The 15,179-nt window shown below is 60.8% G+C and carries 12 protein-coding genes; 11 read left to right on the forward strand and 1 reads right to left on the reverse strand.

Translation table 11 applies throughout. The features are described 5' to 3' along the window. The first annotated feature begins 141 nt into the window (after positions 1–141). From edd to OC71_RS11380, 11 genes are all read left to right on the forward strand, one after another. On the forward strand, positions 142–1,968 hold the full coding sequence (gene edd / locus OC71_RS11330; RefSeq protein ID WP_041068637.1) for a phosphogluconate dehydratase: 1,827 nt from the start codon (positions 142–144) through the stop codon (positions 1,966–1,968). After that, entirely contained in the window at positions 1,965–2,915 is a 951-nt protein-coding gene (locus tag OC71_RS11335) for a glucokinase (RefSeq protein ID WP_041068640.1), read from the forward strand. The genes edd and OC71_RS11335 overlap by 4 nt, the downstream gene beginning before the upstream one ends. 177 nt (positions 2,916–3,092) lie before the next feature. Beyond that, a complete protein-coding gene (locus OC71_RS11340; RefSeq protein ID WP_007917879.1) occupies positions 3,093–3,824 on the forward strand; it encodes a response regulator in 732 nt (243 codons plus the stop codon). Beyond that, a complete protein-coding gene (locus tag OC71_RS11345; protein WP_041068645.1) occupies positions 3,814–5,283 on the forward strand; it encodes an ATP-binding protein in 1,470 nt (489 codons plus the stop codon). Before OC71_RS11340 ends, OC71_RS11345 begins: the two co-directional genes overlap by 11 nt. 212 nt (positions 5,284–5,495) lie before the next feature. Continuing rightward, complete coding sequence (locus tag OC71_RS11350; protein WP_041068648.1) at positions 5,496–6,755, forward strand: AGE family epimerase/isomerase; 1,260 nt, start codon at positions 5,496–5,498, stop codon at positions 6,753–6,755. 118 nt (positions 6,756–6,873) lie between these two features. Next, a complete protein-coding gene (locus tag OC71_RS11355) occupies positions 6,874–8,175 on the forward strand; it encodes an ABC transporter substrate-binding protein (RefSeq protein ID WP_007969316.1) in 1,302 nt (433 codons plus the stop codon). Positions 8,176–8,328: 153 nt separating this feature from the next. Beyond that, a complete protein-coding gene (locus OC71_RS11360) occupies positions 8,329–9,237 on the forward strand; it encodes a carbohydrate ABC transporter permease (RefSeq protein ID WP_003227452.1) in 909 nt (302 codons plus the stop codon). Beyond that, a complete protein-coding gene (locus tag OC71_RS11365; RefSeq protein WP_007969317.1) occupies positions 9,230–10,075 on the forward strand; it encodes a carbohydrate ABC transporter permease in 846 nt (281 codons plus the stop codon). Before OC71_RS11360 ends, OC71_RS11365 begins: the two co-directional genes overlap by 8 nt. Positions 10,076–10,077: 2 nt before the next feature. After that, positions 10,078–11,238: an ABC transporter ATP-binding protein gene (locus OC71_RS11370; protein WP_027612564.1), complete on the forward strand. Its 1,161-nt coding sequence runs from the start codon at positions 10,078–10,080 to the stop codon at positions 11,236–11,238. 224 nt (positions 11,239–11,462) lie between these two features. After that, positions 11,463–12,812: a carbohydrate porin gene (locus OC71_RS11375; protein WP_041068654.1), complete on the forward strand. Its 1,350-nt coding sequence runs from the start codon at positions 11,463–11,465 to the stop codon at positions 12,810–12,812. Between the two features lie 287 nt (positions 12,813–13,099). After that, positions 13,100–13,954 (forward strand): D-hexose-6-phosphate mutarotase, encoded by an 855-nt coding sequence (locus tag OC71_RS11380; protein WP_041068657.1) that lies wholly within the window; start codon positions 13,100–13,102, stop codon positions 13,952–13,954. A 147-nt stretch (positions 13,955–14,101) separates the two neighbouring features. Here the strand turns inward: OC71_RS11380 and OC71_RS11385 are convergent, their stop codons facing one another. Next, positions 14,102–14,962 carry a MurR/RpiR family transcriptional regulator gene (locus OC71_RS11385; RefSeq protein WP_169842436.1) on the reverse strand — a complete coding sequence of 287 codons (861 nt, stop codon included), beginning with the start codon at positions 14,960–14,962 and terminating at the stop codon, positions 14,102–14,104. Positions 14,963–15,179 lie beyond the last annotated feature (217 nt).

Raw genomic sequence — 15,179 nt, forward strand, 5'->3', positions numbered from 1 at the left:
AATATTTTGTTTTATCTACAACGAGTGACCTGAATCAACTGGTCCGAATGGTCAAAAAAGCCGTCTGTCATTCCAACAACAACGGCGTTTGATCAGCATAGACAATCAGGTCGCCACATCCGTTAGCCTGGAGTTCTACACATGCATCCCCGCGTTCTTGAGGTCACCGAACGGCTTATCGCCCGCAGCCGCGCCACGCGTCAGGCTTACCTTGCACTGATTCGCGGCGCCGCCACTGACGGGCCGATGCGCGGCAAGCTGCAATGCGCCAACTTCGCCCACGGCGTGGCCGGATGTGGCAGCGAAGACAAGCACAGCCTGCGGATGATGAACTCGGCGAACATCGCCATTGTTTCTTCGTATAACGACATGCTCTCGGCGCACCAGCCGTACGAAGTGTTTCCCCAGCAGATCAAAAACGCCTTGCGCGAAATCGGCTCGGTCGGCCAGTTCGCTGGCGGTACGCCGGCAATGTGCGATGGCGTGACCCAGGGCGAGCCGGGCATGGAGCTGAGCCTGCCGAGCCGCGAAGTGATCGCGATGTCGACGGCGGTGGCGCTGTCGCACAACATGTTCGACGGCGCCCTGATGCTCGGCATCTGCGACAAGATCGTCCCGGGCCTGATGATGGGCTCGCTGCGCTTCGGCCATCTGCCGACGATCTTCGTCCCGGGCGGGCCGATGGTCTCGGGGATTTCCAACAAGGAAAAAGCCGACGTGCGGCAGAAGTACGCCGAAGGCAAGGCGACCCGCGAAGAGCTGCTGGAATCGGAAATGAAGTCCTACCACAGCCCGGGCACCTGCACCTTCTACGGCACCGCCAATACCAACCAGTTGCTGATGGAAGTCATGGGCCTGCACTTGCCGGGCGCGTCTTTCGTCAACCCGAACACGCCGCTGCGTGATGCCCTGACCCGCGAAGCCGCGCATCAGGTCACGCGTCTGACCAAGCAAAACGGCAACTTCATGCCGATCGGCGAAATCGTCGACGAGAAGGCGCTGGTCAACTCGATCGTCGCGCTGCACGCCACCGGCGGCTCGACCAACCACACCCTGCACATGCCGGCCATCGCCATGGCTGCAGGCATCCAGCTGACCTGGCAGGACATGGCCGACCTCTCCGAAGTCGTGCCGACCCTGAGCCACGTTTACCCGAACGGCAAAGCCGACATCAACCACTTCCAGGCTGCTGGCGGCATGTCGTTCCTGATCCGCGAACTGCTCGAGGCCGGCCTGCTGCACGAGGACGTCAACACCGTGCTCGGCCACGGCTTGAGCCAGTACACCAAGGAGCCATTCCTCGATAACGGTGAGTTGGTGTGGCGCGAAGGCCCGACCGAAAGCCTCGACGAAAACATCCTGCGTCCGGTCGCCCGTGCATTCTCCGCCGAGGGCGGTCTGCGGGTGATGGAAGGCAACCTCGGTCGCGGCGTGATGAAGGTCTCCGCGGTGGCGCTGGAAAACCAGATCGTCGAAGCGCCAGCCATGGTGTTCCAGGATCAGCAGGACCTGGCCGACGCGTTCAAGGCCGGTTTGCTGGAGAAGGATTTTGTTGCGGTGATGCGCTTCCAGGGCCCGCGCTCCAACGGCATGCCCGAGCTGCACAAGATGACGCCGTTCCTCGGCGTGCTGCAGGATCGCGGCTTCAAAGTCGCGCTGGTGACCGATGGGCGCATGTCCGGCGCGTCGGGGAAAATCCCGGCGGCGATTCACGTCAGCCCTGAAGCGTATGTCGGTGGTGCTTTGGCGCGGGTGCAAGAGGGCGATATCATCCGCGTCGATGGCGTCAAAGGCACTTTGGAACTCAAGGTCGACGCCGCCGAATTTGCAGCGCGCGAACCCGCCAAAGGCCTGTTGGGCAACAACATCGGCAGCGGTCGCGAACTGTTTGGCTTCATGCGTTTGGCCTTCAGCTCGGCGGAGCAGGGCGCCAGCGCCTTCACTTCTGCCCTGGAGACGCTTAATTGAAACTGGCTTTGGTCGGTGATATCGGAGGCACCAACGCGCGGTTCGCGTTGTGGAAAAACCAGCAACTGGAATCGGTTCAGGTGCTGGCCACAGCCGACCACGCCAGCCCGGAAGAGGCGATCAGCCTGTACCTGAGTGGCCTCGGTCTGGCGCCGGGTTCGATCGGTTCGGTGTGCCTGTCGGTGGCGGGACCGGTGAGTGGTGATGAATTCAAATTCACCAACAACCACTGGCGCTTGAGTCGCACGGCGTTCTGCAAGACCTTGCAGGTCGAACAACTGCTGCTGATCAACGACTTCTCGGCGATGGCGCTGGGCATGACCCGTTTGCAGCCCGGGGAATTCCGTGTGGTCTGCGAAGGCACGCCGGAGCCGTTGCGCCCGGCGGTGGTGATCGGTCCGGGCACGGGGCTGGGCGTCGGTACCTTGCTTGATCTCGGCGAAGGGCGGTTTGCCGCGCTGCCGGGGGAGGGCGGGCACGTCGATCTGCCGCTGAGCAGTCCGCGAGAAACCCAACTCTGGCAGCACATCCACAACGAGATTGGCCACGTCAGCGCGGAAACGGCGCTGAGCGGTGGTGGCTTGCCTCGGGTGTATCGGGCGATCTGTGCGGTGGATGGGCATGAACCAAAGCTTGATACGCCGGAAGCGATTACCGCGGCCGGTCTGGCTGGCGATCCGATCGCCCTGGAAGTGTTGGAACAGTTCTGCTGCTGGCTCGGCCGCGTGGCCGGCAACAACGTGCTGACCACCGGTGGGCGTGGCGGCGTGTACATCGTTGGCGGGGTGATTCCGCGTTTTGCCGATTTCTTCGTCAATAGCGGTTTTGCCCGCAGCTTCGCCGACAAGGGCTGCATGAGCGACTACTTCAAGGGCATTCCGGTGTGGCTGGTAACAGCGCCGTATTCCGGGCTGGTGGGTGCCGGTGTGGCTCTCGAACAGGCTTGAGACCGAGTCGCCTGCATCGCTGGCAAGCCAGCTCCCACAGGATCGAAGACATCCTCAGGATGTGTACAAGACCTTGTGGGAGCTGGCTTGCCAGCGATGGGGCCAGAACAGACAACAAATTTCCAAGGTTCATCAGGCATAATCCGCCCCAATTCCAACAACAAGGATGCCTTCGAAGTGAGCTCAGTCAACAAGTCGATATTGTTGGTCGATGACGACCAGGAAATACGCGAGTTGCTGGAAACCTACCTGACCCGCGCCGGGTTTCAGGTGCGGGCCACGGCCGATGGCGCCAGTTTCCGCCAGGCACTCAACGAGGCGCCGAGCGATCTGGTGATCCTCGATGTGATGCTGCCCGACGAGGACGGTTTCAGCCTGTGCCGCTGGGTGCGTCAGCATCCGCGTCAGGCGCAGGTGCCGATCATCATGCTCACCGCCAGTTCCGACGAAGCCGACCGCGTGATCGGGCTGGAGCTCGGCGCTGACGACTACCTCGGCAAACCTTTCAGCCCCCGCGAGCTGCAAGCGCGGATCAAGGCGCTGCTGCGACGAGCGCAGTTCGGTCAGGAACGCAGCGGCAGCGACGTGCTGGCCTTCGACGAGTGGCGACTGGACATGGTCAGTCATCGACTGTTCCACACCGACGGCGAAGAAGTGATTCTCTCCGGCGCCGACTTCGCGCTGCTGAAGTTGTTTCTCGATCATCCGCAGGAAATTCTCGACCGCGACACCATTGGCAACGCCACCCGTGGCCGTGACCTGATGCCGCTCGACCGGATTGTCGACATGGCCGTCAGCCGCTTGCGCCAGCGCCTGCGTGACACGGAAAAACCGCCACGGCTGATCCGCACCGTGCGCGGCAGTGGCTACCAACTGGCAGCCAATGTGGTTGCCGGCAATGCTCACTGAGTCGCTGCGCAGGCTCGCCAACACAGTACCGGTGCCGCGTTCGCTGCTCGGGCGGATGCTGCTGCTGACGTTGCTCGCGGTGCTGTTCGCGCAAACTTTGTCGAGCGTGATCTGGGTCTCGCAACTGCGCGCTACCCAGCTCGAAGGTCTGGTCACCAGCGCCCGCAGCCTCGCCCATTCGATGACCGCCAGCGTCAGTTATTTCCGCTCGTTGCCAGTAGCCTATCGGCCATTGGTGCTCGACCAGTTGCGCAGCATGGGCGGCACCCGTTTCGTGGTGACGCTCAATGACAAACCGCTGGGCATGGACGTGTTGCCGATCACCCCGCGCAAAGCTGCGGTGATTCAAGCGGTGGATGAAGTGCTGCGTCAGTCGCTGGGCCATGACACGGATATTTCGGTGACCTTCGTCAGCCCCGAGGATCTGCGGATCTTCAATGCCGGGCTGAAACTCGATGAGTTGCCGCGCTCCTGGGCGCATTACGCGTTGACCCTGGAACCGGTGAATCCGCCGGTGCTGGTGACGCAGATTCAAATGGCCCCGGGCGAGTGGCTGTACATCGCCTCGTTGCTGCCCGAGCCCTACACCAGTCTTGAAGAACAAGGCCTGCCGGCGCAGCAGGTGTGGTTCATCGTCCTCACCAGCGGCTTTTTGCTGCTGTTTATCGGCTTGCTGGTGCACTGGCAGAGCCGGCCGCTCAAGCGTCTGGCGCGCGCGGCGCGGGATCTGTCGCTGGGCGCCGATGTCGAGCCGGTGGCCGAGGGCGGCGGCAGTGAAGTGGTGGAAGTGGGCCGTGCGTTCAACACCATGCGCGAACGCATCAGCCGTTACTTGACCGAGCGCAGCCAATTGTTCAGCGCGATTTCCCATGACCTGCGCACGCCGATCACTCGCCTGCGTTTGCGCGTCGAATTGCTCGAAGACGAGCAGCTGCAAGCCAAGTTCGGCCGCGATCTGGATGAGCTGGAGTTGCTGGTCAAGGGCGCGCTGCAATGCGTGAAAGACACCGATATCCACGAGAACATCGAGCCGGTGGATCTCAATCATGTACTCGACTGCCTCGTAGAACCGTACCTGGCGCCCAACGGCAATGGTCGCGTGACCCTGCAAGGCAAGGCGTTGGCGGCGTATCCGGGCAAGCCTTTGGCGTTGAAACGCTGCATCGGCAACCTCATCGACAATGCGCTGAAGTACGGGCAGAACGCGCACCTGCACATCGATGACGATGAGCGCGCGTTTGTCCTGCACGTCGATGACGAAGGCCCGGGCGTACCGGAGCAGCGGCTGGAGCAGGTGTTCGAGCCGCACTTCCGACTGGCCGGGCAGCAGCAGGGTTATGGCCTGGGTCTGGGCATCGCGCGCAACATTGCCCACAGCCATGGTGGTGAGGTGACGTTGCAGAACCTGCGTGAGGGCGGGTTGCGGGTGACGTTGCAATTGCCGCGCAGTGTTGACTGATACTGCCCCCGTGGCGAGGGAGCTTGCTCCCGCTGGCTGCGCAGCAGGCCTCTTTTTGGTGCCGCTTCGCGCCACAGCGGGAGCAAGCTCCCTCGCCACAGGTAATATGTGAATGTCACGAGCTGGTGACAAAACCCGTCCCCTTCGTTACAAGCCCACCCCGGCCCGTTGTTTAGACTGCCCGCAGTCATAACAACAAAAAAGGGCCACTCATGGACACCTTTCACCCAGACTTCAGCAGTTGGCTGAATGTCCCTGCCCACCAGCAATGGCTCGCCGACGAAGGTCTGCGCCTGCTGGCATTCGCCAAGGCTGCCAGGTTGCCCGAGGGTTTCGGCAACCTCGACGAGCGCGGCCATCTGCCGGCGCACGCGCAAGCCGAAACCATGAACACCGCGCGCATGACCCACAGTTTCGCCATGGCTCACATTCAGGGTCTGCCGGGGTTCGCGGAGCTGGTCGATCACGGCATTGCGGCGCTGCGCGGGCCGTTGCGGGATGCGCTGCACGGCGGCTGGTTTGCGGTCGCCGAACATCGCGATGGCAACACCGGCAAGAACGCCTATCTGCATGCCTTTGTCGCGCTCGCGGCCAGCTCGGCGGTGGTCGCGCAGCGTCCCGGCGCCCAGGCGTTGCTGGATGATGCGATCGACATCATCGACACGTATTTCTGGAGCGAAGAAGAGGGCGCCATGCGCGAATTCTTCAATCGCGACTGGCGCGAAGAAGAGGCGTACCGCGGCGCCAACAGCAACATGCACGCCACCGAAGCGTTCCTTGCGCTGGCCGATGTCACTGAAGATCCGCGCTGGCTGGTACGTGCGCAGCGCATCGTCGAGCGGGTGATCCACGGTCACGCCGCCGCCAACGGCTACATGGTCATCGAACACTTCGACCGCGACTGGCAACCGCTGCGCGAGTACAACCACGACAACCCCGCTGACGGCTTCCGCCCTTACGGCACCACCCCAGGCCACGGTTTCGAGTGGGCGCGGCTGCTGCTGCACCTCGAAGCGGCGCGGGTCCAGGCCGGGATGCTCACGCCCGGTTGGCTGGCGACCGATGCGCAAAAACTCTTCGAGCAGAATTGCCGAAACGGCTGGGACGTCGATGGCGCGCCGGGGATCGTTTATACCCTCGACTGGGACAACAAAGCCGTGGTGCGTCATCGCTTGCACTGGACCCATGCCGAAGCCAGCGCGGCGGCCAGCGCCTTGCTCAAACGCACCGGTGATGCGCAATACGAAACCTGGTACCGCCAGTTTTGGGAATTCTGCGAGATGTATTTCATCGATCGCTGCGACGGCAGCTGGCATCACGAACTCGATCCGCAAAACCGTCCGAGCGCCGATATCTGGCCGGGCAAACCCGATCTGTATCATGCCTGGCAGGCGGTATTGATCCCTCGTCTACCCTTGTCACCGAGTATGGCAACCGCTCTGGCGCAAATATCCCGGGCTGTTCCTGTGTAACCATGTGGTGACATTTGCACGTCCCTTCGTTACCTGCGAAGGGAATCGCCCTGTTTAAACTCCTGTGCAGCGCAAGCACCAGACTTGCATGCATAACAACAAGAAAGGTACATCTCAGATGAATGCGATTTCTCGCCTCGCTACTGTCATTTCTGTCGCCTCCCTGTTCCCGCTCGCAATTCTGCCTCTCAGTGTGTCCGCTGCCGAATCCAAAGGTTCGGTCGAAGTCGTGCACTGGTGGACGTCCGGTGGCGAAAAAGCCGCTGTCGATGTGCTCAAGGCGCAAGTTGAAAAAGACGGTTTCACCTGGAAAGACGGCGCTGTCGCCGGCGGTGGCGGTGCCACGGCCATGACCGTGCTTAAGAGCCGCGCCGTGGCCGGCAACCCGCCGGGCGTGGCCCAGATCAAAGGCCCGGATATTCAGGAATGGGCCTCCACCGGTCTGCTCGACACCGACGTCCTGAAGGACGTGGCCAAAGAAGAGAAGTGGGACAGCCTGCTCGACAAGAAAGTCTCCGATACCGTGAAGTACGACGGTGATTACGTGGCCGTACCGGTGAACATTCACCGGGTGAACTGGCTGTGGATCAACCCGGAAGTGTTCAAGAAAGCCGGCATCACCAAGAACCCGACCACCCTCGAAGAATTCTACGCCGCCGGCGACAAGCTCAAGGCTGCGGGCTTCATCCCGCTGGCTCACGGCGGTCAGCCTTGGCAGGACAGCACCGTGTTCGAAGCCGTTGTGCTCTCGGTCATGGGCGTTGATGGCTACAAGAAAGCCCTGGTCGATCTGGACAACAAAGCGCTGACCGGCCCGGAAATGGTCAAGGCGCTGACCGAGCTGAAGAAAGTCGCGACCTACATGGACGCCGACGGCAAGGGTCAGGACTGGAACCTGGAAGCGGCCAAGGTCATCAACGGCAAGGCCGGAATGCAGATCATGGGTGACTGGGCCAAGTCCGAATGGACCGCTGCCAAGAAAGTCGCCGGCAAGGACTACGAGTGCGTAGCCTTCCCGGGCACCGACAAGGCGTTCACCTACAACATCGACTCCCTGGCGGTGTTCAAGCAGAAAGACAAAGGCACTGCGGCCGGTCAGCAAGACATCGCCAAAGTCGTGCTGGGGGAAAACTTCCAGAAAGTCTTCAGCATCAACAAAGGCTCGATCCCGGTACGTAACGACATGTTGAACAACATGGACAAACTCGGTTTCGACTCCTGCGCGCAGACCGCTGCCAAGGACTTCCTGGCTGACGCCAAGTCCGGGGGCCTGCAACCGAGCATGGCGCACAACATGGCGACCACGCTGGCGGTGCAGGGCGCGTTCTTTGATGTCGTGACCAACTACATCAACGACCCGAAAGCCGACCCGGCCGATGCGGCCAAGAAGCTGGGCGCGGCGGTTCAGTCGGCCAAATAAGCATCAGCACCGCAGCCCCTGTGGGAGCGAGCTTGCTCGCGAAAGCGGAGTGTCAGGCAATCGAAATATCAACTGACAGGACGCCTTCGCGAGCAAGCTTGCTCCCACAAGGGGAAAGCGTGTGAATTTTCTACCCTCGTACTGGATTTCCCCATGAGTTCTGTTGCTGTGTTCAGCAAAGCCTCGCCGTTCGATGCACTGCAGCGCTGGCTACCGAAACTGGTGCTGGCGCCGAGCATGTTCATCGTACTGGTGGGCTTCTATGGCTACATCCTGTGGACGTTCGTGCTGTCGTTCACCACCTCGACATTCCTGCCCAACTACAAGTGGGCCGGTCTGGCGCAATACGCCCGGCTGTTCGACAACGATCGCTGGTGGGTGGCGAGCAAGAACCTCGCGGTGTTCGGTGGCATGTTCATCGGCATCACCCTGGTGATCGGCGTGCTGCTGGCGGTGTTCCTCGACCAGCGCATCCGTCGCGAAGGCTTTATCCGCACCATTTACCTGTACCCGATGGCGCTCTCGATGATCGTCACCGGTACCGCGTGGAAATGGCTGCTCAACCCGGGCATGGGCCTGGACAAATTGTTGCGTGACTGGGGCTGGGAAGGCTTCCGTCTGGACTGGTTGATCGACCCGGATCGCGTGGTTTACTGCCTGGTGATCGCCGCTGTGTGGCAAGCCTCGGGCTTCATCATGGCGATGTTCCTCGCCGGCCTGCGCGGAGTTGATCAGTCGATCATCCGTGCCGCACAGATCGACGGTGCGAGCATGCCGACCATCTACTGGAAAGTCGTGCTGCCAAGCCTGCGTCCGGTGTTCTTCAGTGCGGTGATGATTCTGGCGCACATCGCGATCAAGAGCTTCGACCTGGTCGCGGCGATGACGGCGGGTGGCCCGGGTTATTCCTCCGACCTGCCGGCGATGTTCATGTACTCCTTCACCTTCAGTCGCGGCCAGATGGGCATGGGCTCGGCCAGTGCGATTCTGATGCTCGGTGCGATTCTCGCGATCATCGTGCCTTACCTGTACTCCGAGCTGAGGACCAAGCGTCATGACTAGTCTCGCTGCCAAACCCGCGTTCAGCCTGAGTCGCGTCGCGATCTACGCGGTGCTGATCCTCGCGGTATTGCTGTATCTGATTCCGCTGGTTGTGATGCTGCTGACCAGTTTCAAGACCCCGGAAGACATCAGCACCGGCAACCTGCTCAGTTGGCCGACCGTGGTCAGCGGCATCGGCTGGGTCAAGGCCTGGGCCACGGTGGACGGCTACTTCTGGAACTCGATCAAGATCACCGTGCCGGCCGTGGTCATCTCCACCGCCATCGGCGCGTTGAACGGTTACGTGCTGTCGTTCTGGCGCTTTCGTGGTTCGCAGCTGTTCTTCGGTCTGCTGCTGTTCGGCTGCTTCCTGCCGTTCCAGACCGTGCTGCTGCCGGCCTCGTTCACCCTCGGCAAGATGGGCCTGGCGAGCACCACCACCGGCCTTGTGTTCGTGCACGTGGTCTATGGTCTGGCGTTCACCACGCTGTTCTTCCGCAACTACTACGTGAGCATTCCCGATGCGCTGATCAAGGCAGCACGGCTGGATGGCGCGGGGTTCTTCACGATTTTCCGGCAGATCATTCTGCCGATGTCGACCCCGATCATCATGGTCTGCCTGATCTGGCAGTTCACCCAGATCTGGAACGACTTCCTGTTCGGTGTGGTGTTCTCCAGCGGTGATTCGCAACCGATCACGGTGGCGCTGAACAACCTGGTCAACACCAGCACCGGGGCCAAGGAATACAACGTTGATATGGCAGCGGCGATGATCGCCGGGCTGCCGACCCTGCTGGTCTATGTGGTCGCAGGCAAGTATTTCGTGCGCGGGCTGACGGCCGGCGCAGTCAAGGGGTAATCATGGCAACGCTCGAACTTCGCAACGTCAACAAGACCTACGGTGCCGGCCTGCCGGATACCCTGAAGAACATCGAACTGTCGATCAAGGACGGTGAGTTCCTGATCCTGGTCGGCCCGTCGGGCTGCGGCAAGTCGACCCTGATGAACTGCATCGCCGGCCTCGAGACCATCACCGGTGGCGCGATCATGATCGGCGACCAGGACGTCAGCGGCATGAGCCCGAAGGATCGCGACATCGCCATGGTGTTCCAGTCCTACGCGCTGTACCCGACCATGAGCGTGCGCGAGAACATCGAGTTCGGTCTGAAAATTCGCAAGATGAGCCAGTCGGCGATCGACGAAGAGGTCGCGCGCGTGGCCAAGCTGCTGCAGATCGAACACCTGCTCAACCGCAAGCCGGGTCAGCTCTCCGGTGGCCAGCAACAGCGCGTGGCAATGGGTCGTGCGTTGGCGCGGCGGCCGAAGATCTATCTGTTCGACGAACCGCTGTCCAACCTCGACGCCAAGCTGCGCGTCGAGATGCGCACCGAAATGAAACTGATGCACCAGCGTCTGAAAACCACCACCGTTTACGTGACCCACGACCAGATCGAAGCGATGACCCTGGGCGACAAGGTTGCGGTGATGAAGGACGGCATCATTCAGCAGTTCGGCACGCCGAAAGAGATTTACAACGACCCGGCCAACCTGTTTGTGGCGAGCTTCATCGGTTCGCCGCCGATGAACTTCATTCCGCTGCGTCTGCAACGCAAGGACGGTCGTCTGCTGGCACTGCTCGACAGCGGTCAGGCGCGTTGCGAGTTGCCGATGAGCATGCAGGATGCAGGGCTGGAAGATCGCGAAGTGATCCTCGGCCTGCGCCCGGAGCAGATTGTTCTGGCGAACGGCGAGGGCAATGGTCTGCCGAGCATCAAGGCCGAAGTGCAGGTCACCGAGCCGACCGGTCCGGACACCCTGGTGTTCGTCAACCTGAATGAGACCAAGGTCTGCTGCCGCCTGGCACCGGACGTGGCGCCGCAGGTGGGCGAAACCCTGACCCTGCAATTCGATCCGTCGAAAGTGTTGTTGTTCGATGCCAAGACTGGCGAGCGTCTGGGCGTTGCGGGCCAGGCGCAGACCGAGGCGCGGTCGGCGAACGTGGCGCAGTTCAAAGGTCGCTGAAGATCAATGCTGGAATGCGGTCATGTGGGAGCTGGCTTGCCAGCGATGGGGCCGGCACATCCAACATGGATGTCGCCTGAATCACCGCCATCGCTGGCAAGCCAGCTCCCACAGGGATCGGGTTCCAAACAGGAGCACGCGCTGGATTGCCTGTAATCCAGCGCAATTTATGTAAACCGCGTTGGAAAAAAACAGTTAATAACAATAAAGACGAGGATGTAGGGATGAAAAAGAAACACGTCAATGCCCGGTTGATCTGCCAAGTGTCAGCCGCGGCGGCATTGGTGCTGGCCGGCAATGCAATGGCTGCGGATGCGTTCAGCTCCGACTCGAAATGGATGACCGGTGACTGGGGTGGCGAGCGGACCAAGCTGATCGAGCAGGGTATCGACATCAAGGCCGACTATGTTGGGGAAATGGGTGCCAACCTGCATGGCGGCTACAACGACGACAAGACCGGTCGCTACAGCGATCAGTTCGGTCTGGGCGTGGCGCTGGACCTGCAAAAACTCTGGGGCTGGGACAACACTCAGGCCAAGATCCAGTTGACCAACCGTAACGGTCAGAACATCTCCAACGATCGTATTGGCGATCCGCGTGCCGGCACTCTGTCGTCTTCGCAGGAAGTCTACGGCCGTGGCCACATGGTGCGTCTGACCCAGTTGTGGATTCAGCACCAGTTCTTCGACAACAAACTCGACGTCAAGGCCGGTTACTTCGGTGAGGGCGAAGACTTCAACACCTTCCCGTGCGACTTCCAGAACCTGGCGTTCTGCGGCTCGCAAGTGGGTAACTGGGCGACCAACATCTGGTACAACTGGCCGGTCAGCCAGGCCGCGATCCGCGTGAAGTACAACATCAACGACGAGCTCTACGCGCAGATCGGTGCGTACAACCAGAACCCGTCGCAGCTGGAACACGGTAACGGCTTCAAGCTCAGCGGCAGCGGCACCAAAGGGACTGTTCTGCCAGTCGAACTGGTCTGGTCGCCGAAGGTCAACAGCCTGCCGGGCGAATACCGCATCGGTTACTACAAGAGCACCGCTGACGCCAGCGACGTGCGTGAAGACGTCAACGGTTTCGACGCGGCGACCACTGGCGACGCCTACAAGACCCACAGCAGCAAACACGGTTACTGGTTCGTCGCGCAGCAGCAACTCACCAGCCACAACGGTGATGCCAGCCGCGGTCTGAACATTGCCGCCAACGCGACCTTCCACGACAAGGACACCAACTTCATCGATAACTACCAGTCGGTGATGTTTGTCTACAAAGGCCCGTTCGACGCCCGTCCGAAGGATGACGTCGGCATTGGCGCGGCGCGTATCCACGTCAACGATGACGTGAAGAAAAACGCCGAACTGCTGAATGCCTCCAACGGTGTCTCGGATTACGACAATCCGGTGTTCTCGCCGATTCGTGAAACCGAATACAACTACGAGATCAACTACGGCTTCCACGTCACCAACTGGCTGACCGTGCGTCCTAACCTGCAGTACATCACTCACCCGGGCGGTGTTGATGCCGTGGACAACGCTTTGGTCGCTGGCCTGAAAATTCAGTCTACGTTCTGACGCGTCTGCGATAAGCTCCTCTCCATGTGCGCATATTTGCGGACAGCCCAGGCTGTCCGCTTTTTTTTGCGACACTCGTATACAAGGTTTGTGTCGTACCCATTTGTGGCGAGGGAGCTCGCTCCCGCTCGGCTGCGCAGCAGTCGTAAATCCTGATGATGAGGTTTAAATGACACACCGCAGTGAATGGTTTTGGGGCCGCTTCGCAGCCCAGCGGGAGCAAGCTCCCATGCCACAAGAGCAATGTGGATTGTTGAGTACCCTCATGATTTTCAGGACCGTGGCCAATGCATGAGCATCCGCTGCAACGCTTCTTCAAATCCCTGCGCGAACGACCGGTGTTTGCCTGGGAGCGCTATCAGATGCGCGATGTGCTGGTGATCGACCATCCGCTGTGTCAGGCGGTGTTCAGTCGCCAGGGCGCGCAGTTGTTGCACTTTCAGCCGCGCGGGCAGAAACCGTGGTTGTGGTGCGCGGCGAAGTGGCCGCACGTGGGCGCCATTCGCGGTGGTGTACCGGTGTGCTGGCCATGGTATGGCCGCCATCCGAGCGAAAACGCCTGGCCGTCCCATGGCTGGGCGCGACTGCTCGACTGGAAACTGATCGACAGCAGCAGTGCCGAGGATGGCGTGCGCCTGCATTGGCAATTGCAGCTGTGCGACTGGCAGGTCGACCTGCACGCGCATTTGGGCGAACGCATGGAATTACGCCTGAGCACCGAGCATCAGGACGACATGCCGTGCCAGTTGAGCCAGGCTTTGCATGCTTACTGGCGTATTGGTGATGTCGGTGAGATAGCGCTGTCTGGGCTCGAAGGTGCGCAGGGTTATGACCAACTGAGCCGCCAGTCCTGCCAGCAGGAAGGCGAGTTACGCGTCGATGGCGGTTGTCAGCGGGTGTTCCAGCACGACGGCGAATTGCAGCTCAAGGATCACGCCTGGCAGCGCGAATTGTGCATCGATACCGGTGACAGCGGCGACACCGTGGTCTGGCATCCTGGCTCGCGACCATTGCTGGGGGTGAGCTGGGATGAAGTGGCGGAGTTTGTCTGTGTCGAAGCGGCGGCGGGCGGTACCGACAGCCTGCATCTGGCGCCGGGGGAGAAGGCGCATTTGAGTTTGCAGGCGTGGGCTGCTGCCTGAGTTTGTACGGTGGCTGCTGGCCCCATCGCTGGCAAGCCAGCTCCCACAGATTCAGTGGCGGTCATGGATTTTGTGGACGACCCGGACACTGTGGGAGCTGGCTTGCCAGCGATGAGGCCGGATCATTCAATAAAGAATTATCAGGCCTCAGTTGAACTCGTCACCCACCGGATACCGGCTGGCATTCAAGCTCTCCTTGATCTTGCGCAGATGCGGCTGGAAATCCACCCCGCGACGCAGGGTCATGCCGGTCGCCAGCACATCCAGCACTGTCAACTGAATGATCCGTGAGGTCATCGGCATATAGATGTCGGTGTCTTCCGGCAGCGGAATATTCAGGCTCAGGGTACTGGCCTTGGCCAGCGGCGAATTCTCTGCGGTCAGGCCCAACACCGAAGCGCCGTTCTCACGGGCGATGCGCGCCACTTCCACCAGTTCGCGGGTGCGCCCGGTGTAGGAAATGATCACGAACAGCTCGCCGGTGTGTGCCACTGACGCAATCATCCGCTGCATCAGCACATCGGCATGCGCGGTGACGGCGAGGTTGAAACGGAAGAATTTGTGCTGCGCATCCAGCGCCACCGGAGCCGAAGCACCCAGGCCGAAAAAGTGGATCTGCCGCGCCTGGATCAACAGGTCGACGGCGCGGCTGATCAGGTTCGGATCGAGCGCCTGGCAAGCGCTGTCCAGCGAGGCGATGGCGCTGCCGAAAATCTTCTGCGTGTACGCCTCGGGATTGTCATCGGCCTCCACCGCGCGGCTGACATACGCCGCGCCACTGGCCAGGCTCTGCGCCAGTTGCAGCTTGAGTTCAGGGTAGCCGCTGACACCGAACGAACGGCAGAAACGGTTGACCGTCGGCTCGCTCACCGACGCGGCCTGGGCGAGGGCGGCGATGCTGAAGCGGGTGGCCTGCTGTGGGTTGAGCAGGATCACCTCGGCGACTTTGCGTTCGGCCTTGTTCAGCTCTTCAAGGCGACTCTGGATCTGTTCCAGTAAATTTCGCACGCGGTCCATATGGAATTCCTAATTCACCTGCGCAAAGGTGCGCCGGGCTATGCAAATTGGGCCTTTGATGTGGCCCGTGACGGTGGCCTATCCTACTGATGGCTCCGACCGACCACCACTCGGAATCTGTATTTTGCGAAAATGTTGTGGTTATTACTACATTTTCCCTTGAGTGATGCCTTGAAAAAAGGTATTTGTAGCTTAACTTGATAAAAGA

The organism is Pseudomonas sp. W15Feb9B (genome assembly GCF_000828175.1).
In the GTDB taxonomy this organism is placed as follows: domain Bacteria; phylum Pseudomonadota; class Gammaproteobacteria; order Pseudomonadales; family Pseudomonadaceae; genus Aquipseudomonas; species Aquipseudomonas parakoreensis.

Excerpts from the sequence above, each read along its gene's own strand:
- edd (WP_041068637.1), top strand. The coding sequence starts at position 142 with ATGCATCCCCGCGTTCTTGAGGTCACCGAACGGCTTATCGCCCGCAGC.
- OC71_RS11345 (WP_041068645.1), top strand. The coding sequence starts at position 3,814 with ATGCTCACTGAGTCGCTGCGCAGGCTCGCCAACACAGTACCGGTGCCG.
- OC71_RS11350 (WP_041068648.1), top strand. The coding sequence starts at position 5,496 with ATGGACACCTTTCACCCAGACTTCAGCAGTTGGCTGAATGTCCCTGCC.
- OC71_RS11355 (WP_007969316.1), top strand. The coding sequence starts at position 6,874 with ATGAATGCGATTTCTCGCCTCGCTACTGTCATTTCTGTCGCCTCCCTG.
- OC71_RS11360 (WP_003227452.1), top strand. The coding sequence starts at position 8,329 with ATGAGTTCTGTTGCTGTGTTCAGCAAAGCCTCGCCGTTCGATGCACTG.
- OC71_RS11365 (WP_007969317.1), top strand. The coding sequence starts at position 9,230 with ATGACTAGTCTCGCTGCCAAACCCGCGTTCAGCCTGAGTCGCGTCGCG.
- OC71_RS11370 (WP_027612564.1), top strand. The coding sequence starts at position 10,078 with ATGGCAACGCTCGAACTTCGCAACGTCAACAAGACCTACGGTGCCGGC.
- OC71_RS11375 (WP_041068654.1), top strand. The coding sequence starts at position 11,463 with ATGAAAAAGAAACACGTCAATGCCCGGTTGATCTGCCAAGTGTCAGCC.
- OC71_RS11380 (WP_041068657.1), top strand. The coding sequence starts at position 13,100 with ATGCATGAGCATCCGCTGCAACGCTTCTTCAAATCCCTGCGCGAACGA.